We start from the raw sequence: 18,917 nt of genomic DNA on the forward strand, positions 1-18,917 counted from the left end.
CATGCAGCTCTCCTCGCTCACTGCGGTTTCCCCTGTAGACGGCCGCTACGCCGGCAAAACCCAGGCCCTGCGCCCCATTTTCAGCGAATACGGCCTGATCCGTTTCCGCGCCCTGGTCGAAGTCCGCTGGCTGCAGCGTCTGGCCGCCCACCCGCAGATCGCTGAAGTTCCGGCCTTCTCCGCCGAAGCCAACGCCCTGCTCAACGGCCTGGCCGATGAGTTCGCCCTCGAGCACGCCGAGCGCGTCAAAGAGATCGAGCGCACCACCAATCACGACGTCAAGGCCATCGAATACCTGCTCAAGGAGCAGGCTGCCAAGCTGCCGGAACTGGCCAAGGTCAGCGAATTCATCCACTTCGCCTGCACCAGCGAGGACATCAACAACCTGTCCCACGCCCTGATGCTGCGCGAAGGCCGTGACACCGTGCTGCTGCCGCTGATGCGCCAGATCGCCCAGTCCATCCGCGAACTGGCCCACCGCTTCGCCGACGTGCCGATGCTGTCGCGCACCCACGGCCAGCCCGCTTCGCCAACCACCCTGGGCAAGGAACTGGCCAACGTCGTCTACCGCCTCGAGCGCCAGATCGCACAGGTCGCCGCCGTCCCGCTGCTGGGCAAGATCAACGGCGCCGTGGGCAACTACAACGCCCACCTGTCGGCCTACCCGCAGATCGACTGGGAAGCCAACGCCCGCGCCTTCATCGAAGACGAGCTGGGCCTGGTATTCAACCCGTACACCACGCAGATCGAGCCGCACGACTACATCGCCGAGCTGTTCGATGCCATCGCCCGCTTCAACACCATCCTGATCGACTTCGACCGTGACGTGTGGGGCTACATTTCGCTGGGCTACTTCAAGCAGAAGACCGTTGCCGGCGAAATCGGCTCCTCGACCATGCCACACAAGGTCAACCCGATCGACTTCGAGAACTCCGAAGGCAACCTGGGCATCGCCAACGCCCTGTTCCAGCACCTGGCCAGCAAGCTGCCCATCTCCCGCTGGCAGCGCGACCTGACCGACTCCACCGTACTGCGCAACCTCGGTGTCGGCTTCGCCCACAGCGTGATCGCCTACGAAGCCAGCCTGAAAGGCATCGGCAAGCTGGAGATCAACACCGCACGCATCGCCGAAGATCTGGACGCCTGCTGGGAAGTCCTGGCCGAGCCGATCCAGACCGTCATGCGCCGCTACGACATCGAGAACCCCTACGAGAAGCTCAAGGAGCTGACCCGTGGCAAAGGCATCAGCCCTGAAGCGCTGCTGACCTTCATCGACGGCCTGGAAATGCCGGTCGAAGCGCGCGAAGAACTGAAGAAGCTGACTCCTGCCAGCTACATCGGCAACGCGGCGGCGCAAGCCAAACGCGTCTGATCCGCCTCCCGCGTTTTAACGCCCGGCCGAGCCGGGCGTTTTTATTGCTGAAAGAAAATTACTTTTTTTCAATAGGTTAACCATGAATTCTGATACTCCACTGCAACTGTTGGGCGGCCTGACCGCTCGTGAGTTCATGCGCGATTACTGGCAGAAGAAACCGCTGCTGGTGCGCCAGGCGTTCCCCGACTTCGAAAGCCCGATCGATGCCGACGAACTGGCTGGCCTGTCGCTGGAAGAAGAAGTCGAGTCGCGCCTGGTCATCGAACATGGCGAGACGCCATGGGAACTGCGCCGCGGCCCATTCAGCGAAGACACCTTCGGCAGCCTGCCGGAACGCGACTGGACCCTGCTGGTGCAGGCCGTCGACCAGTTCGTGCCGGAAGTTGCCGAACTGCTCGAGCAGTTCCGCTTCCTGCCAAGCTGGCGCATCGACGATGTGATGATCAGCTTTGCCGCGCCCGGCGGCAGCGTCGGCCCGCACTTCGACAACTACGACGTATTCCTGCTGCAGGGCCACGGCAAGCGCAACTGGAAAGTCGGCCAGATGTGCAACAGCGACAGCCCGCTGCTGCAACATGCCGACCTGCGCATCCTCGCCGACTTCGAGCAGAGCGACGAGTGGACCCTGGAGCCCGGCGACATGCTCTACCTGCCTCCGCGCCTGGCCCACTACGGCATCGCCGAAGACAACTGCCTCACCTACTCGGTTGGCTTCCGTGCCCCCAGCGCCGCAGAAGTCCTGACCCACTTCACCGACTTCCTCAGCCAGTTCCTGTCCGACGAAGAGCGCTACAGCGACGCCGATGCCCAGCCGGTCAGCGATCCGCACCAGATCCAGCACGACGCGCTCGGCCGTCTGAAAAACCTGCTGAACGAACACATGGGCGACGAGCGTCTGCTGCTGACCTGGTTCGGCCAGTTCATGACCGAGCCGCGCTATCCGGAAATGGTCACCGGCGAAGAACTCAGCGAGGAAGAACTGATCGACAGCCTGGAACAAGGCGCGATCCTGATCCGCAACCCGAGCGCACGCATGGCCTGGTCGGAAGTCGACGACAACCTGCTGCTGTTCGCCAGCGGCCAGAGCCGTCTGCTGCCGGGCCATCTGCGCGAGCTGCTCAAGCTGATCTGCTCCGCCGACGCCCTGCACGCAGAGAATCTGGCAGAATGGCTGGGTGACGAAGTCGGCCTGGAACTGGTGTGCCAGCTGGTCAAGCAAGGAAGCCTGGGGTTTGCCAATGAATAAGATCAAGGTTCGTCTCGCCGATTGGCACAAGGACAACGCTGATATCCGCCGGATTCGCGAAGCCGTGTTCATCGCCGAGCAGAACGTTCCGCCTGAACTGGAATGGGATTCGGACGACAACGACGCCATCCACTTCCTGGCCATGGAAGATGACTACGCCATCGGCACCGCCCGCCTGCTGCAAGATGGCCAGATTGGCCGGGTGTCGGTCCTCAAGGACTGGCGCGGCCTGAAAGTCGGCGATGCGCTGATGCAGGCAGCAATCGTCGAGGCGCAGAACCGCGATCTGAGCCAGCAGATGCTGACGGCCCAGGTCCATGCCACAGCGTTCTACGAGCGCCTGGGGTTCCGCGTGGTCAGCGAGGAGTTTCTCGAAGCCGGGATTCCTCATGTAGACATGGTGCGGGACTCGAAACCGTTGTGACCCCAATCGCCGGCAATGCCGGCTCCCACAGGGATCGCGTGCACCGCAGTCCATCCTGTGGGAGCCGGCGTTGCCGGCGATGAGGGCCACAAAACCACCGCAAATCCTCCCGACTGCAAACAATCTTTGCCATCATGTCCACTCCACCCGCGGAGATCATGGACATGCCGCTACGCCCCCTGCTCGCCTCCCTGCTTCTGTCGTTCAGCCTTTCCGCGCTGGCCGCCACGGAAGTCCTGCCCCTCAACCACCGTACCAGCGCCGAGATTCTTCCCACCGCACAAGCATTTCTGGGCAAGGACGGCACGGTCAGTGCGTTCGAGAACAAGCTGATTGTCAAGGCCGAACCCGGCAAGATCGACGAACTTCGCATCCTTCTTCGCGATCTGGACACCGCTCCCAAACGCCTGCTGATCAGCGTCGACAATAACGACAGCAATTTCCAGGACAACCGTGGCAACGGCCGGGTCATTCGCTACGGAACCGCCAATCGTGAAGGCGGCCTGCAACAGATCCAGGCCAGTGAAGGCACGCCAGCCCTGATCCAGGTGGGCCAGAGCATCCCCATCACCAGCAGCCAGACCGACAGCTACGGCCGCCTGCAGAGCCAGACCGAATACCGCAACGTCACCCAGGGTTTCTACGTCACCGCGAGCGTCTCGGGTGATACGGTTCACCTGAACATCAGCACCAACAACGACCGCATGAGCCAGGAACGGCCCGATGTAGTGAAAGTACAAAGTACCGACACGAAGGTCACCGGCAAGCTCGGCGAATGGATTACCTTGGCGGGTGTCAATGGCCAAAGTCAGGCCGACCGCTCTGTTTCGGCCATCACCTACGGCACTCAGCGGGGTGAAAACATGACATTGCGGGTCAAAGTCGACGAATTGGACTGAACCCAGAGAATTCAAGGCCTCGACCAACGGCCTTGAAACTGACTGACGAGTCGTATTAGACCAAAGATGTAGTGAAGTGAAAAAACCACTACAAAACATTTGACGACCTCATTTCGCAGAGGCATGATGGCCCCGCTCCCGCTAATCAGGGGCCCTGGCAAGGGCCTTCGGGACGCGCTTCGACCTACCCCCGAAGCCGTTCCGTGTCTGTACAGCCCACAAGGCGGTTTGACGAGATTGCGACTGGAACGAAGTTGTCCCGAGGGACGGAAGCGCATCAAACGGTACACGGCACAGCAAGGTCGACGCAGTACGGCAACCACGAGCCAACCTGCCCGGCAGCCTGCCTGACCGGCTCACTTCCTCTTCGAGCCCCATCGTTCAACGTTGCACTTTCGCCATCCCAGACCAGACTTCATCGCCAGCGTCTCTGACCAGCGAGCATTCGGTGCTGCCCCTGTACGAAACAGCGCAGCCGACAGAGCGAACATTTTTCAAGACCTATGCGACGAGGTTTATTTCCATGGCACTGACACGCGAACAGCAAATTGCAGCCCTCGAAAAAGACTGGGCCGAAAACCCGCGCTGGAAAGGCGTGACCCGTACCTACACCGCCGCTGATGTCGTGCGTCTGCGTGGCTCGATCCAGCCAGAACACACCCTGGCTCGCCTCGGTGCCGAAAAGCTGTGGAAACTGGTCACCCAGGGTGCCCACCCGGCTTTCCGCCCTGAAAAAGATTTCGTCAACTGCATGGGCGCCCTGACCGGCGGCCAGGCTGTTCAACAGGTCAAGGCCGGCATCCAGGCTATCTACCTGTCCGGCTGGCAAGTGGCTGCCGACAACAACTCGGCCGAGTCCATGTACCCAGACCAGTCGCTGTACCCGGTGGACTCGGTTCCAACCGTGGTCAAGCGCATCAACAACTCGTTCCGTCGCGCCGACCAGATCCAGTGGAAAGCCGGCAAGAACCCGGGCGACGAAGGCTACGTCGACTACTTCGCGCCCATCGTGGCTGACGCCGAGGCCGGTTTCGGCGGCGTACTGAACGCCTACGAACTGATGAAGAACATGATCGAAGCAGGCGCCGCCGGCGTTCACTTCGAAGACCAGCTGGCCTCGGTGAAGAAATGCGGCCACATGGGCGGCAAGGTACTGGTTCCGACCCAGGAAGCCGTACAGAAGCTGACCGCTGCCCGTCTGGCAGCCGACGTTGCCGGCGTACCGACCATCATCCTGGCCCGTACCGACGCCAACGCCGCTGACCTGCTGACCAGCGACTGCGACCCGTACGACCAGCCATTCGTGGTCGGCGACCGCACCCCGGAAGGCTTCTACAAAGTGCGCGCCGGCCTGGATCAAGCCATTGCCCGCGGCCTGGCCTACGCGCCATACGCCGACCTGATCTGGTGCGAGACTGCCAAACCAGACCTGGACGAAGCCCGCCGCTTCGCCGAGGCGATCAAGAAGGAATACCCGGACCAGATCCTGTCCTACAACTGCTCGCCTTCCTTCAACTGGAAGAAGAACCTGGACGACGCCACCATCGCCAAGTTCCAGCGCGAACTGTCGGCCATGGGCTACAAGCACCAGTTCATCACCCTGGCGGGCATCCACAACATGTGGCACGGCATGTTCAACCTGGCGCACGACTACGCCCGCAACGACATGACCGCCTACGTGAAACTGCAGGAGCAGGAATTCGCTGACGCTTCGAAAGGCTACACCTTCGTCGCTCACCAGCAGGAAGTCGGCACCGGCTACTTCGACGACATGACCACCGTGATCCAGGGTGGCAAGTCTTCGGTCACCGCACTAACCGGCTCCACCGAAGAAGAGCAGTTCCACTGATCTGATCGGCTAGTGACATTCGGGTAACACCAAGGCCCGGAACCTGTGATGGGGTTCCGGGCCTTGTTCTGTCCGCCTTTTGCGATGCCATGGCCAATACCCCGGCGTCGGCTATGCTTGGGTGCAGTTCGAACAACCAAGGATCGGCCATGCCCCGCTCCATCACGCTGCTTGCCGTCGCCCTGCTGGGTGGCGCCTTCTATTTATATGCGACCGCCAGCGATGACCTGTGGCTGGCGCTGGCGAGCAAGCCGGTTCCGGTGCTGGCCTTGATTCTGTGGCTGAGCAGCGCACCGGCGACACCCTACCGCCGGCGCATCATGATCGGACTCGGCCTTTCCCTCATTGGCGACATCGCACTGGCCTGGCCAGGCGACCAGCTCGTGGTCGGCCTGGCTGCGTTCCTGTGCGCGCATCTGGCGTACCTGTGGGCCTACCTGGGCAGGCCCCGTGAAACCGCGCCTGGAGCGCTGCTCCTCGCGATCACCTGCGGGGCAGGACTGTTCGCCCTGCTGGCCTGGAACGGCCTGGACGAGCTACTGGTGCCGGTCGCGTTGTATGCACTGGCAATCACCACCATGCTCTGGCGCGCCCTCGCCTGCGGCGGTCTGGCAGCTTTCGGTGCAGCCAGCTTCGTGCTGTCGGACAGCCTCATCGGCATCGATCGCTTCGTCAGCCCCTTCGCGGCGGCCCCCTACCTGATCATCCTGTTCTACTGGCTGGGACAGTGGGCGATCGCCGGCTCGGTGCTGGCGGGGCGTCTATCTGCCGAAGCATTGACCCAGCGCGCGGCAAGCGCCGGGAAAAGCGTCTAGAACGGGGGACTGCCAATAACTTGCGGGCAAACTGTCATGAACTTTGTAGTTGACTTGAACAGTAGGAATAACAGCCAGGCGCCAAATGATATCAATTATCATTTCGAAACTTGCAAATCATTACGCCTGACAAGAAACATAATTAATGAAAGTGGCAGGAATGCCCGAAATACAAGGCTTTCAGGGAGTTACGAAAGACTTTTGTTCTTAATGCTACGAATAAATTTGCTGCAGAAATTTTACTTGCACCAGGTTTACCCATAAAATCAGCGCGATAGATTCCGCTGCGACATATCGTCACTGCTCTACTTCTTTTCAAGCTCAGAGACCACATCCTCTGTTAAGGATTTTCAGCATGCCCGATTCGACTGGACTCATCGCCCACAACTGGGGCTTTGCCATCTTCCTTTTGGGTGTCGTCGGCCTCTGCGCCTTCATGCTCGGCCTGTCCAGCCTGCTCGGTAGCAAGGCGTGGGGTCGCAGCAAGAACGAACCGTTCGAATCCGGCATGCTGCCTACCGGCGGCGCCCGTCTGCGCCTGTCGGCAAAATTCTATCTGGTCGCGATGCTGTTCGTGATCTTCGATATCGAAGCCCTCTTTCTCTTTGCATGGTCTGTGTCCGTCCGCGAAAGCGGCTGGACCGGATTCGTCGAAGCACTCGTTTTCATAGCAATTCTGTTGGCAGGTCTTGTCTACCTTTGGCGGGTCGGGGCGCTCGATTGGGCTCCCGTGGGTCGCCGCAAGCGGCAAGCGAAGCTGAAACAATGAGGCTTTGGCAATGCAATACAATCTCACCAGAATCGATCCGGATGCGCCCAACGAGCAGTATCCCATCGGAGATCGGGAAACCGTCTCCGATTCGCTGCTAGAGGACCAGGTCCACAAGAACATCTTCATGGGCAAGCTCGAAGATGTGCTCAGTGGCGCGGTCAACTGGGGTCGCAAGAACTCCCTGTGGCCCTACAACTTCGGCCTTTCCTGCTGCTACGTGGAGATGACCACGGCGTTCACCGCGCCGCACGACATCGCCCGTTTCGGCGCCGAAGTGATCCGGGCATCACCGCGCCAGGCCGACTTCATGGTCGTCGCTGGCACCTGCTTCATCAAGATGGCGCCCATCATCCAGCGTCTATACGAGCAGATGCTGGAACCCAAGTGGGTCATTTCCATGGGTTCGTGTGCCAACTCCGGTGGCATGTACGACATTTACTCGGTCGTTCAAGGGGTCGACAAGTTCCTCCCCGTGGATGTCTACGTGCCTGGCTGCCCGCCTCGCCCTGAAGCATTCCTGCAAGGCCTGATGCTGTTGCAGGAATCGATTGGCCAGGAGCGACGCCCGCTTTCCTGGGTTGTTGGTGATCAAGGCGTGTACCGCGCCGAGATGCCGGCCCAGAAAGACCTGCGTCGTGAACAGCGCATGCAGGTGACCAGCCTGCGCAGCCCCGACGAAGTCTGATCCAGCGACCTGCCGCCCGTTCACGCGAACCGGCGGCCTGGCTTCATTCTCTACGTTGACCGAAAGCGACCGAGACCATGACAGCGGACACCGCTATTTATATTCCGCCTTACAAGGCTGACGACCAGGATGTGGTCGTCGAACTGAACAATCGTTTTGGCGCCGAGGCGTTCACCGCCCAGGAAACCCGTACCGGCATGCCGGTGCTGTGGGTTGCCCGCGCCCGCCTGATCGAAGTGCTCACCTTCCTGCGCAACCTGCCCAAGCCGTACAGCATGCTGTACGACCTGCACGGCGTGGACGAACGCCTGCGCACCCAGCGTCGCGGCCTGCCGGGCGCCGATTTCACCGTGTTCTACCACCTGCTCTCAGTGGAACGGAACAGCGACGTGATGATCAAGGTGTCCCTGAGCGAAACCGACCTGAGCGTCCCGACCGTCACCGGTATCTGGCCGAATGCCAACTGGTACGAGCGCGAAGTCTGGGACATGTTCGGCATCGACTTCCCCGGCCACCCGCACCTGACCCGCATCATGATGCCACCGACCTGGGAAGGTCACCCGCTGCGCAAGGACTTCCCGGCCCGCGCCACCGAATTCGACCCGTTCACCCTGAACCTCGCCAAGCAGCAGCTCGAGGAAGAAGCCGCGCGCTTCAACCCCGAAGCCTGGGGCATGAAGCGTCAGGGCGCGAACGAGGACTACATGTTCCTCAACCTTGGCCCCAACCACCCGTCCGCCCACGGTGCGTTCCGTATCGTCCTGCAACTGGACGGTGAAGAGATCGTCGACTGCGTCCCGGACATCGGCTACCACCACCGTGGTGCCGAGAAGATGGCCGAGCGTCAGTCCTGGCACAGCTTCATCCCGTACACCGACCGTATCGACTACCTCGGCGGCGTGATGAACAACCTGCCGTACGTACTGGCGGTCGAGAAGCTGGCCGGCATCAAGGTACCGCAGAAGGTCGACACCATCCGCGTCATGCTGGCCGAGTTCTTCCGGATCACCAGCCACCTGCTGTTCCTGGGTACCTACATCCAGGACGTCGGCGCCATGACCCCGGTGTTCTTCACCTTCACCGACCGTCAGCGCGCCTACACCGTGATCGAGGCCATCACCGGCTTCCGCCTGCACCCGGCCTGGTACCGCATCGGCGGCGTCGCCCACGACCTGCCACGCGGCTGGGACAAACTGGTGAAAGACTTCGTCGAATGGCTGCCCAAGCGCCTCGACGAGTACACCAAGGCGGCCCTGCAGAACAGCATCCTCAAGGGCCGCACCATCGGTGTCGCCCAGTACAACACCAAGGAAGCCCTCGCCTGGGGCGTTACCGGTGCCGGCCTGCGTTCCACCGGCCTGGACTTCGACCTGCGCAAGGCCCGTCCTTACTCCGGCTACGAGAACTTCGAGTTCGAAGTACCGCTGGCCCACAACGGCGATGCCTACGATCGCTGCATGGTCCGTGTCGAGGAGATGCGCCAGAGTATCCGCATCATCGACCAATGCCTGCGCAACATGCCGGAAGGCCCGTACAAGGCGGATCACCCGCTGACCACGCCGCCGCCGAAAGAGCGCACCCTGCAGCACATCGAAACCCTGATCACCCACTTCCTGCAGGTTTCGTGGGGCCCGGTCATGCCGGCCAACGAATCCTTCCAGATGATCGAGGCGACCAAGGGCATCAACAGTTACTACCTGACGAGCGACGGCGGCACCATGAGCTACCGCACCCGGATTCGCACGCCGAGCTACCCGCACCTGCAGCAGATCCCGTCGGTGATCCGCGGCAGCATGGTCGCGGACCTCATCGCGTACCTGGGCAGTATCGACTTCGTTATGGCTGACGTGGACCGCTAAGCATGAACAGCACGCTTATCCAGACTGACCGTTTCGCCCTGAGCGAAACCGAGCGCTCGGCCATCGAGCACGAAATGCATCACTACGAGGACCCGCGCGCGGCGTCCATCGAAGCCCTGAAGATCGTCCAGAAGGAACGTGGCTGGGTGCCGGACGGCGCCATCCACGCCATCGGCGAAGTCCTCGGCATCCCTGCCAGCGACGTCGAGGGTGTGGCCACGTTCTACAGCCAGATCTTCCGTCAGCCGGTCGGCCGCCACATCATCCGCGTCTGCGACAGCATGGTCTGCTACATCGGCGGCCACGAGTCCGTAGTCGGCCAGATCCAGAGCGAGCTGGGCATCGGCCTCGGCCAGACCACTGCGGACGGCCGCTTCACCCTGCTGCCCGTGTGCTGCCTGGGCAACTGCGACAAGGCCCCGGCCCTGATGATCGACGACGACACCTTCGGTGACGTACAGCCGGCCGGTGTTGCCAAACTGCTGGAGGGTTACGTATGACCATCACTTCCTTCGGCCCGGCCAACCGCATTGCGCGCAGCGCCGAGACCCATCCGCTGACCTGGCGCCTGCGTGACGACGGCGAGCCGGTGTGGCTCGACGAGTACCAGGCCAAGAACGGTTACGCAGCCGCCCGCACTGCGCTGGCGCAGATGTCCCAGGACGATATCGTCCAGACCGTCAAGGACTCCGGCCTCAAGGGCCGCGGCGGTGCGGGCTTCCCCACCGGCGTCAAATGGGGCCTGATGCCCAAAGACGAATCCATGAACATCCGCTACCTGCTGTGCAACGCGGACGAAATGGAGCCGAACACCTGGAAGGACCGCATGCTGATGGAGCAACAGCCCCATCTGCTGGTCGAGGGCATGCTGATCAGCGCCCGTGCGCTGAAAGCCTACCGCGGCTACATCTTCCTGCGTGGCGAATACACCACCGCCGCCCGCAACCTGAACCGTGCCATCGATGAAGCCAAGGCCGCCGGCCTGCTGGGCAAGAACATCCTGGGCAGTGGCTTCGACTTCGAGCTGTTCGTCCACACCGGCGCCGGTCGCTACATCTGCGGTGAAGAAACCGCACTGATCAACTCGCTGGAAGGCCGTCGCGCCAACCCGCGTTCCAAGCCGCCCTTCCCTGCCGCCGTCGGCGTCTGGGGCAAGCCGACCTGCGTGAACAACGTCGAGACCCTGTGCAACGTGCCGGCCATCGTCGGCAACGGCGTCGACTGGTACAAGTCGCTGGCCCGCGAAGGCAGCGAGGACCACGGCACCAAGTTGATGGGCTTCTCCGGCAAGGTGAAGAACCCGGGCCTGTGGGAACTGCCCTTCGGCGTCACCGCCCGCGAGCTGTTCGAGGACTACGCCGGCGGCATGCGCGACGGCTACAAACTCAAGTGCTGGCAGCCAGGCGGCGCCGGTACCGGCTTCCTGCTCCCCGAGCACCTGGATGCACAAATGTACGCCGGCGGCATCGCCAAGGTAGGCACCCGGATGGGTACCGGCCTGGCCATGGCGGTGGACGACAGCATCAGCATGGTCTCGCTGCTGCGCAACATGGAAGAGTTCTTTGCCCGCGAATCCTGCGGCTGGTGCACCCCATGCCGCGACGGCCTGCCCTGGAGCGTGAAGATGCTGCGCGCCCTGGAAAAAGGCCAGGGCCGCGCCGAGGACATCGAGACCCTGCTGGGTCTGGTCAATTTCCTCGGCCCGGGCCGGACCTTCTGCGCCCACGCACCGGGCGCCGTCGAGCCGCTGGGCAGTGCCATCAAATACTTCCGCCACGAGTTCGAGGCCGGTGTCGCAGCCCCTGGCAGCGCCGCCCTGAGCCCGAGCCTGGCCAAGCCAATCCCGGCCCCGATCGTGGTTGGCGCATAACAAGATGAAACGCGGATGGTCCGTGCCATCCGCCCGCTTCGCAGGCTTGCCCGGCATTGATGCCGCGCGAGCCGCAGGCACACCGATTTCCATTAGCCACGCCCGCACATGCGGGCCAACGAAGAACTTTGAACCATGGCCACTATCCACGTAGACGGCAAAGCGCTCGAAGTCAACGGTGCAGACAACCTGTTACAGGCCTGTCTGTCGCTCGGCCTCGACATCCCCTATTTCTGCTGGCACCCGGCGCTCGGTAGCGTCGGCGCCTGCCGGCAGTGCGCGGTCAAGCAGTACAACGACGAGAACGACACCCGTGGTCGCATCGTCATGTCCTGCATGACCCCTGCCTCCGACGGCACCTGGATTTCCATCGAAGACGAGGAATCCAAGGCGTTCCGCGCCAGCGTCGTCGAATGGCTGATGACCAACCACCCGCACGACTGCCCGGTCTGCGAGGAAGGCGGTCACTGCCACCTGCAGGACATGACGGTAATGACCGGCCACAACGAGCGCCGCTACCGTTTCACCAAGCGTACCCACCAGAACCAGGAACTCGGCCCGTTCATCGCCCACGAGATGAACCGCTGCATTGCCTGCTACCGCTGCGTGCGCTACTACAAGGACTACGCCGGCGGTACCGACCTGGGCGTCTACGGTGCCCACGACAACGTCTACTTCGGCCGCGTCGAGGACGGTGCCCTGGAGAGCGAGTTCTCCGGCAACCTGACCGAGGTCTGCCCGACCGGTGTGTTCACCGACAAGACCCACTCCGAGCGCTACAACCGCAAGTGGGACATGCAGTTCGCCCCGAGCATCTGCCACGGTTGCTCCAGCGGCTGCAACATCAGCCCCGGTGAACGCTACGGCGAACTGCGCCGGATCGAGAACCGCTTCAACGGCTCGGTCAACCAGTACTTCCTCTGCGACCGTGGCCGCTTCGGCTACGGCTACGTCAACCGCACCGACCGTCCACGCCAGCCACTGCTGGCCGACGGCTCCAAGCTGAGCCTGGACGCCGCTCTGGACAAGGCCGCCGACCTGCTGCGCGGCCGTACCATCGTCGGTATCGGTTCGCCACGCGCCAGCCTTGAAAGCAACTACGGCCTGCGCGAGCTGGTGGGTGCCGAGTACTTCTACTCCGGTATGGAAGCCGGCGAACTGGAGCGCGTGCGCCTGGCCCTGCAGGTGCTGAACGACAGCCCGCTGCCGGTGCCGACCCTGCGCGACATCGAAGACCACGACGCCGTGTTCGTCCTCGGTGAAGACCTGACCCAGACCGCTGCCCGCGTCGCCCTGGCCGTGCGCCAGGCCACCAAGGGCAAGGCCGAGGCCATGGCCGAAGCGATGAAAGTCCAGCCGTGGCTCGACGCTGCGGTGAAGAACATCGGCCAGCACGCCCTGTACCCGCTGTTCATCGCCAGCCTGGCCGAAACCAAGCTCGATGACGTCGCCGAAGAGTGCGTGCACGCCGCTCCCGCCGACCTCGCTCGCCTGGGCTTCGCCGTGGCCCATGCCATCGACCCGAGCGCTCCGGCCGTCGAAGGCCTGGACAACGAAGCCCTGGAGCTGGCCAAGCGCATCGCCGATGCCCTGGTCGCTGCCAAGCGTCCGCTGATCGTGTCCGGTGGCTCGCTGGGCTCCAAGGCGCTGATCGAAGCCGCCGCCAACATCGCCAAGGCCCTGAAGCTGCGCGACAAGGCCGGTTCCCTCAGCCTGGTGGTTCCTGAAGCCAACAGCATCGGCATGGCCATGCTCGGTGGCGACTCGGTGGACGCCGCACTGGACGCCGTGATCGCCGGCAAGGCCGACGCCATCGTCGTCCTCGAAAACGATCTGTACAGCCGCGTTGCCGCCGCCAAGGTCGACGCCGCCCTGGCCGCCGCCAAGGTCGTGATCGTCGCCGACCACTCCAAGACCGCCACCACCGACCGCGCCCACCTGGTCCTGCCGGCCGCCTCGTTCGCCGAAGGCGACGGTACCCTGGTCAGCCAGGAAGGCCGTGCCCAGCGCTTCTTCCAGGTCTTCGATCCGACCTACTTGGACAGCAGCATCCTGGTTCACGAAGGCTGGCGCTGGATGCACGCGCTGCGTGCCACACTGCTGAACAAGCCGGTGGACTGGACCCAGCTGGACCACGTCACCAGCGCGACCGCCGCGGCCGCGCCGCAACTGGCCGGCATCGTCAACGCTGCACCGTCCGCCGCGTTCCGCATCAAGGGCATGAAGCTGGCCCGCGAGCCGCTGCGCTACTCCGGTCGTACCGCCATGCGCGCCAACATCAGCGTGCACGAGCCGCGTACCCCGCAGGACAAGGACACCGCCTTCGCCTTCTCCATGGAAGGTTACTCGGGCTCCGCCGAACCACGCTCGCAGGTGCCATTCGCCTGGTCTCCGGGCTGGAACTCGCCGCAAGCCTGGAACAAGTTCCAGGACGAGGTCGGTGGCCACCTGCGTGCCGGTGATCCGGGTACCCGCCTGATCGAGTCCCAGGGCGACCGCCTGAACTGGTTCTCCGCGGTTCCGGGCGCCTTCGCTCCGGCTCGCGGCACCTGGCAGGCCGTGCCGTTCTACCACCTGTTCGGCAGCGAGGAGAATTCGTCCCGCGCAGCTCCGGTGCAAGAGCGCATCCCGCAGCCTTACGTAGCACTGGCCAAGGCCGAAGCCGACCGCCTGGGCGTCAACGAAGGTGCCCTGCTCAGCCTCAACGTCGCCGGCGTCAGCCTGCGCCTGCCGCTGCGCATCAATGAAGAACTGGGCGCAGGCCTGGTTGCCCTGCCGAAAGGCCTGGCCGGCATTCCGCCAGCCATCTTCGGTGCATCCGTCGAAGGCCTGCAGGAGGCAGCACAATGACCTGGTTCACCCCCGAAGTGATCGATGTGATCATCACTGTCGTCAAGGCCGTCGTGGTCTTGCTGGCGGTGGTGGTCTGCGGCGCGCTGCTCAGCTTCGTCGAGCGCCGTCTGCTGGGCTGGTGGCAGGACCGTTACGGTCCGAACCGCGTTGGCCCGTTCGGCATGTTCCAGATCGCCGCCGACATGCTGAAGATGTTCTTCAAGGAAGACTGGAACCCGCCTTTCGTCGACCGCATGATCTTCACCCTGGCGCCTGTCGTGGCCATGAGCGCACTGCTGATCGCCTTCGCGATCATCCCGATCACCCCGACCTGGGGCGTCGCGGACCTGAACATCGGCCTGCTGTTCTTCTTCGCCATGGCCGGTCTGTCGGTCTACGCCGTGCTCTTCGCCGGCTGGTCGTCGAACAACAAGTACGCCCTGCTCGGCAGCCTGCGTGCCTCGGCCCAGACCGTATCCTATGAAGTGTTCATGGGCCTGGCGCTGATGGGCGTGGTGGTCCAGGTCGGCTCGTTCAACATGCGCGACATCGTCGAGTACCAGGCCCAGAACCTGTGGTTCATCATTCCGCAGTTCTTCGGCTTCTGTACCTTCTTCATCGCTGGCGTGGCCGTGACTCACCGTCACCCGTTCGACCAGCCGGAAGCGGAACAGGAACTGGCCGACGGTTACCACATCGAGTATGCCGGCATGAAATGGGGCATGTTCTTCGTCGGTGAATACATCGGCATCATCCTCGTCTCGGCGCTGCTGGTAACGCTGTTCTTCGGTGGCTGGCACGGTCCGTTCGGCATCCTGCCGCAGGTTCCGTTCCTCTGGTTCGCCCTGAAAACCGGCTTCTTCATCATGCTGTTCATCCTGCTGCGCGCCTCGATCCCGCGCCCGCGCTATGACCAGGTGATGGACTTCAGCTGGAAGTTCTGCCTGCCGCTGACCCTGATCAATTTGCTGGTGACCGCTGCGATCGTGTTGCTCAACACGCCAGCTGTTGCGGCCCAGTGAGGATTTGACCCATGTTCAAATATATTGGCGACATCGTTAAAGGCACCGGCACCCAGCTGCGCAGCCTGGTGATGGTGTTCTCCCACGGGTTCCGCAAGCGCGACACCCTGCAATACCCGGAAGAGCCGGTCTACCTGCCGCCACGCTACCGTGGCCGTATCGTGCTGACCCGCGACCCCGATGGCGAAGAGCGCTGCGTAGCGTGCAACCTGTGTGCCGTGGCTTGCCCGGTGGGTTGCATCTCGCTGCAGAAAGCCGAAACGGAAGATGGACGCTGGTATCCGGAGTTCTTCCGTATCAACTTCTCGCGCTGCATTTTCTGCGGCCTCTGCGAGGAAGCCTGCCCGACCACCGCGATCCAGCTCACGCCGGATTTCGAAATGGCCGAGTTCAAACGTCAGGACCTGGTGTACGAGAAAGAAGATCTGCTGATCGCAGGACCAGGCAAGAACCCTGACTACAACTTCTACCGTGTTGCAGGTATGGCCGTTGCCGGCAAGCCGAAAGGCGCTGCCCAGAACGAAGCCGAGCCGATCAACGTGAAGAGCTTGCTCCCTTAAGGAAGAAAGATGGAATTCGCTTTCTATTTCGCATCCGGTGTCGCTGTGGTGTCCACCCTTCGGGTGATCACCAACACCAACCCCGTGCACGCCCTGCTCTACCTGATCATTTCGCTGATCGCCGTGGCCATGACCTTCTTCTCCCTCGGCGCGCCGTTCGCGGGCGCCCTGGAAGTGATCGCCTACGCCGGCGCCATCATGGTGCTGTTCGTCTTCGTGGTGATGATGCTCAACCTGGGGCCGGCCTCGGTCGCCCAGGAACGTGGCTGGCTCAAGCCAGGCATCTGGCTGGGCCCCGTGGTCCTGGCCGTGCTGCTGCTGGCTGAACTGCTGTACGTGCTGTTCGCCCAGCAGAGCGGTGCCGCCATCGGTCACACCACCGTCGACGCCAAGGCGGTCGGCATCAGCCTGTTCGGTCCTTACCTGCTGGTAGTCGAACTGGCCTCCATGCTGCTGCTCGCTGCGGCGGTCACGGCCTTCCACGTCGGCCGCAACGAGGCGAAGGAGTAATCACATGCCTGCAATCCCGTTGGAACATGGCCTGGCCGTCGCCGGCATCCTGTTCAGTCTCGGTCTGGTCGGCCTGATGGTCCGCCGCAACATTCTTTTCGTGCTGATGAGTCTGGAAATCATGATGAACGCCTCGGCACTGGCGTTCATCGTGGCGGGCGCCCGCTGGGGCCAGCCGGATGGACAGGTGATGTTCATCCTGGTGATCAGCCTGGCAGCCGCCGAGGCCAGTATCGGCCTGGCGATCCTGCTGCAGCTGTATCGCCGCTTCCACACTCTCGATATCGATGCAGCCAGTGAGATGCGCGGATGAACCTTCTCTTCCTGACTTTCGTATTCCCCCTGATCGGCTTCCTGCTGCTATCGTTCTCCCGCGGTCGTTTCTCGGAGAACCTGTCGGCACTGATCGGTGTCGGCTCGGTGGGCCTGTCGGCCGCCGTCGCCGCCTACGTGATCTGGCAGTTCAACGTCGCGCCTCCGGAAGGCGGCGCGTACAGCCAACTGCTGTGGCAGTGGATGTCGGTTGACGGCTTCGCGCCGAACTTCACCCTGTACCTGGATGGCCTGTCGGTCACCATGCTGGGCGTGGTCACCGGCGTCGGCTTCCTGATCCACCTGTTCGCCTCCTGGTACATGCGTGGCGAAACCGGCTACTCGCGCTTCTTCTCCTATACCAACCTGTTCATTGCCAGCATGTTGTTCCTGATCCTGGGCGACAACCTGCTGTTCATCTACTTCGGTTGGGAAGGCGTGGGCCTGTGCTCCTACCTGTTGATCGGTTTCTACTACAGCAACCGCAACAACGGTAACGCGGCACTGAAAGCCTTCATCGTCACCCGCATCGGCGACGTGTTCATGGCCATCGGCCTGTTCATCCTGTTCCAGCAGCTCGGCACCCTGAACGTGCAGGAACTGCTGGTCCTGGCGCCGCAGAAGTTCCAGGCGGGCGACACCTGGATGGTCCTGGCAACCCTGATGCTGCTCGGCGGTGCCGTCGGTAAATCCGCGCAACTGCCGCTGCAGACCTGGCTGGCGGACGCGATGGCCGGCCCGACTCCGGTGTCGGCACTGATCCACGCCGCGACCATGGTGACCGCGGGCGTCTACCTGATCGCCCGTACCCACGGCCTGTTCGCCCTGGCGCCGGACGTACTGCACCTGGTTGGCGTGGTCGGTGGTGTCACCCTGGTACTGGCCGGCTTCGCCGCGCTGGTGCAGACCGACATCAAGCGTATCCTCGCCTACTCGACCATGAGCCAGATCGGCTACATGTTCCTGGCCCTGGGCGTTGGCGCCTGGGACGCGGCGATCTTCCACCTGATGACCCACGCCTTCTTCAAGGCCCTGCTGTTCCTTGCCTCCGGCGCGGTGATCGTTGCCTGCCACCACGAGCAGAACATCTTCAAGATGGGCGGCCTGTGGAAGAAACTGCCCCTGGCCTATGCCAGCTTCGTCGTCGGTGGTGCCGCCCTGGCCGCCCTGCCGCTGCTGACCGTCGGTTTCTACTCCAAGGACGAGATCCTCTGGGAGGCCTTCGCCAGCGGCAACACCGGCCTGCTGTACGCGGGCCTGGTAGGTGCGTTCATGACCTCGCTGTACACCTTCCGCCTGATCTTCATCGCCTTCCATGGCGAAGCCAAGACCGAAGCCCATGCCGGCCACGGCATTTCGCACTGGCTGCCACTGAGCGTGCTGATCGTCCTGTCGACCTTCGTCGGCGCCTGGATCCACCCACCGCTGGCTGGCGTACTGCCGGAAAGCGCGGGCCATGCCGGCGGCGAAGCCAAGCACAGCCTGGAAATCGCCTCGGGCGCCATCGCCATCGCCGGTATCCTGCTGGCCGCGGTACTGTTCCTCAGCAAGCGTCGCCTGGTCACCGCCATTGCCAACAGCGGCATCGGCCGCGTCCTGTCGGCCTGGTGGTTCGCGGCCTGGGGCTTCGACTGGATCTACGACAAGCTGTTCGTCAAACCTTACCTGCTGATCAGCCATATCCTGCGCCGCGATCCGGTGGACCGCACCATCGGCCTGATCCCGCGCATGGCGCGCGGCGGTCACGCTGCCATGAGCAAGACCGAGACCGGTCAGCTGCGCTGGTACACCGCTTCGATCGCCGTGGGTGCCGTGCTCGTGCTCGGTGCCGTTTTGATGGCTGCGGTCTGATATGAACCTTGCGACTTTGCGAAAGGAATTGAGCCC

At 62.9% G+C, this 18,917-nt stretch carries 17 protein-coding genes; all 17 read left to right on the plus strand.

The genetic code is table 11. The features are described 5' to 3' along the window. The first annotated feature begins 1 nt into the window (after nucleotide 1). The 17 genes from purB (at nucleotide 2) to nuoL (ending at nucleotide 18,881) form a co-directional block, all read left to right on the plus strand. Nucleotides 2–1,372: an adenylosuccinate lyase gene (purB, locus tag AC05QJ_RS21565; protein WP_476743307.1), complete on the plus strand. Its 1,371-nt coding sequence runs from the start codon at nucleotides 2–4 to the stop codon at nucleotides 1,370–1,372. 82 nt (nucleotides 1,373–1,454) lie between these two features. Beyond that, nucleotides 1,455–2,621, plus strand: coding sequence for a ribosomal protein uL16 3-hydroxylase (locus AC05QJ_RS21570; protein WP_476743308.1), 1,167 nt, complete (start codon nucleotides 1,455–1,457; stop codon nucleotides 2,619–2,621). After that, nucleotides 2,614–3,045, plus strand: a complete 432-nt coding sequence (locus AC05QJ_RS21575; protein ID WP_476743309.1) for a GNAT family N-acetyltransferase — start codon at nucleotides 2,614–2,616, stop codon at nucleotides 3,043–3,045. The genes AC05QJ_RS21570 and AC05QJ_RS21575 overlap by 8 nt, the downstream gene beginning before the upstream one ends. A gap of 134 nt (nucleotides 3,046–3,179) precedes the next feature. Then, complete coding sequence (locus tag AC05QJ_RS21580) at nucleotides 3,180–3,944, plus strand: secretin N-terminal domain-containing protein (RefSeq protein WP_476743310.1); 765 nt, start codon at nucleotides 3,180–3,182, stop codon at nucleotides 3,942–3,944. A 523-nt stretch (nucleotides 3,945–4,467) separates the two neighbouring features. Beyond that, entirely contained in the window at nucleotides 4,468–5,793 is a 1,326-nt protein-coding gene (gene aceA / locus AC05QJ_RS21585) for an isocitrate lyase (RefSeq protein ID WP_476743311.1), read from the plus strand. Nucleotides 5,794–5,942: 149 nt separating this feature from the next. Next, the gene (locus tag AC05QJ_RS21590) at nucleotides 5,943–6,608 is read left to right on the plus strand and encodes a lysoplasmalogenase (protein WP_476743312.1); all 666 of its coding nucleotides are present in this window, start codon (nucleotides 5,943–5,945) and stop codon (nucleotides 6,606–6,608) included. Nucleotides 6,609–6,963: 355 nt separating this feature from the next. After that, nucleotides 6,964–7,377: an NADH-quinone oxidoreductase subunit A gene (locus AC05QJ_RS21595; protein ID WP_009400986.1), complete on the plus strand. Its 414-nt coding sequence runs from the start codon at nucleotides 6,964–6,966 to the stop codon at nucleotides 7,375–7,377. A gap of 10 nt (nucleotides 7,378–7,387) precedes the next feature. After that, on the plus strand, nucleotides 7,388–8,065 hold the full coding sequence (locus tag AC05QJ_RS21600) for an NADH-quinone oxidoreductase subunit B (RefSeq protein ID WP_476743313.1): 678 nt from the start codon (nucleotides 7,388–7,390) through the stop codon (nucleotides 8,063–8,065). Between the two features lie 77 nt (nucleotides 8,066–8,142). Then, the gene (gene nuoC / locus AC05QJ_RS21605; protein WP_476743314.1) at nucleotides 8,143–9,924 is read left to right on the plus strand and encodes an NADH-quinone oxidoreductase subunit C/D; all 1,782 of its coding nucleotides are present in this window, start codon (nucleotides 8,143–8,145) and stop codon (nucleotides 9,922–9,924) included. A gap of 2 nt (nucleotides 9,925–9,926) precedes the next feature. After that, the gene (gene nuoE / locus AC05QJ_RS21610) at nucleotides 9,927–10,424 is read left to right on the plus strand and encodes an NADH-quinone oxidoreductase subunit NuoE (RefSeq protein ID WP_476743315.1); all 498 of its coding nucleotides are present in this window, start codon (nucleotides 9,927–9,929) and stop codon (nucleotides 10,422–10,424) included. Continuing rightward, a complete protein-coding gene (nuoF, locus tag AC05QJ_RS21615; RefSeq protein WP_476743316.1) occupies nucleotides 10,421–11,794 on the plus strand; it encodes an NADH-quinone oxidoreductase subunit NuoF in 1,374 nt (457 codons plus the stop codon). Before nuoE ends, nuoF begins: the two co-directional genes overlap by 4 nt. Nucleotides 11,795–11,929: 135 nt before the next feature. Further along, the gene (nuoG, locus tag AC05QJ_RS21620; protein ID WP_476743317.1) at nucleotides 11,930–14,644 is read left to right on the plus strand and encodes an NADH-quinone oxidoreductase subunit NuoG; all 2,715 of its coding nucleotides are present in this window, start codon (nucleotides 11,930–11,932) and stop codon (nucleotides 14,642–14,644) included. Continuing rightward, nucleotides 14,641–15,648 carry an NADH-quinone oxidoreductase subunit NuoH gene (gene nuoH, locus AC05QJ_RS21625; RefSeq protein WP_476743318.1) on the plus strand — a complete coding sequence of 336 codons (1,008 nt, stop codon included), beginning with the start codon at nucleotides 14,641–14,643 and terminating at the stop codon, nucleotides 15,646–15,648. The genes nuoG and nuoH overlap by 4 nt, the downstream gene beginning before the upstream one ends. Nucleotides 15,649–15,659: 11 nt before the next feature. Then, the gene (nuoI, locus tag AC05QJ_RS21630) at nucleotides 15,660–16,208 is read left to right on the plus strand and encodes an NADH-quinone oxidoreductase subunit NuoI (RefSeq protein ID WP_476743319.1); all 549 of its coding nucleotides are present in this window, start codon (nucleotides 15,660–15,662) and stop codon (nucleotides 16,206–16,208) included. A gap of 9 nt (nucleotides 16,209–16,217) precedes the next feature. Further along, nucleotides 16,218–16,718, plus strand: coding sequence for an NADH-quinone oxidoreductase subunit J (gene nuoJ, locus AC05QJ_RS21635; RefSeq protein ID WP_476743320.1), 501 nt, complete (start codon nucleotides 16,218–16,220; stop codon nucleotides 16,716–16,718). A gap of 4 nt (nucleotides 16,719–16,722) precedes the next feature. Next, on the plus strand, nucleotides 16,723–17,031 hold the full coding sequence (gene nuoK / locus AC05QJ_RS21640; RefSeq protein WP_476743321.1) for an NADH-quinone oxidoreductase subunit NuoK: 309 nt from the start codon (nucleotides 16,723–16,725) through the stop codon (nucleotides 17,029–17,031). Beyond that, nucleotides 17,028–18,881 (plus strand): NADH-quinone oxidoreductase subunit L, encoded by a 1,854-nt coding sequence (gene nuoL, locus AC05QJ_RS21645; RefSeq protein WP_476743322.1) that lies wholly within the window; start codon nucleotides 17,028–17,030, stop codon nucleotides 18,879–18,881. Before nuoK ends, nuoL begins: the two co-directional genes overlap by 4 nt. Nucleotides 18,882–18,917 lie beyond the last annotated feature (36 nt).

The organism is Pseudomonas sp. TUM25319, from assembly GCF_056388475.1.

Excerpts from the sequence above, each read along its gene's own strand:
- purB (WP_476743307.1), top strand. The coding sequence starts at position 2 with ATGCAGCTCTCCTCGCTCACTGCGGTTTCCCCTGTAGACGGCCGCTAC.
- AC05QJ_RS21570 (WP_476743308.1), top strand. The coding sequence starts at position 1,455 with ATGAATTCTGATACTCCACTGCAACTGTTGGGCGGCCTGACCGCTCGT.
- AC05QJ_RS21575 (WP_476743309.1), top strand. The coding sequence starts at position 2,614 with ATGAATAAGATCAAGGTTCGTCTCGCCGATTGGCACAAGGACAACGCT.
- AC05QJ_RS21580 (WP_476743310.1), top strand. The coding sequence starts at position 3,180 with ATGTCCACTCCACCCGCGGAGATCATGGACATGCCGCTACGCCCCCTG.
- aceA (WP_476743311.1), top strand. The coding sequence starts at position 4,468 with ATGGCACTGACACGCGAACAGCAAATTGCAGCCCTCGAAAAAGACTGG.
- AC05QJ_RS21590 (WP_476743312.1), top strand. The coding sequence starts at position 5,943 with ATGCCCCGCTCCATCACGCTGCTTGCCGTCGCCCTGCTGGGTGGCGCC.
- AC05QJ_RS21595 (WP_009400986.1), top strand. The coding sequence starts at position 6,964 with ATGCCCGATTCGACTGGACTCATCGCCCACAACTGGGGCTTTGCCATC.
- AC05QJ_RS21600 (WP_476743313.1), top strand. The coding sequence starts at position 7,388 with ATGCAATACAATCTCACCAGAATCGATCCGGATGCGCCCAACGAGCAG.
- nuoC (WP_476743314.1), top strand. The coding sequence starts at position 8,143 with ATGACAGCGGACACCGCTATTTATATTCCGCCTTACAAGGCTGACGAC.
- nuoE (WP_476743315.1), top strand. The coding sequence starts at position 9,927 with ATGAACAGCACGCTTATCCAGACTGACCGTTTCGCCCTGAGCGAAACC.
- nuoF (WP_476743316.1), top strand. The coding sequence starts at position 10,421 with ATGACCATCACTTCCTTCGGCCCGGCCAACCGCATTGCGCGCAGCGCC.
- nuoG (WP_476743317.1), top strand. The coding sequence starts at position 11,930 with ATGGCCACTATCCACGTAGACGGCAAAGCGCTCGAAGTCAACGGTGCA.
- nuoH (WP_476743318.1), top strand. The coding sequence starts at position 14,641 with ATGACCTGGTTCACCCCCGAAGTGATCGATGTGATCATCACTGTCGTC.
- nuoI (WP_476743319.1), top strand. The coding sequence starts at position 15,660 with ATGTTCAAATATATTGGCGACATCGTTAAAGGCACCGGCACCCAGCTG.
- nuoJ (WP_476743320.1), top strand. The coding sequence starts at position 16,218 with ATGGAATTCGCTTTCTATTTCGCATCCGGTGTCGCTGTGGTGTCCACC.
- nuoK (WP_476743321.1), top strand. The coding sequence starts at position 16,723 with ATGCCTGCAATCCCGTTGGAACATGGCCTGGCCGTCGCCGGCATCCTG.
- nuoL (WP_476743322.1), top strand. The coding sequence starts at position 17,028 with ATGAACCTTCTCTTCCTGACTTTCGTATTCCCCCTGATCGGCTTCCTG.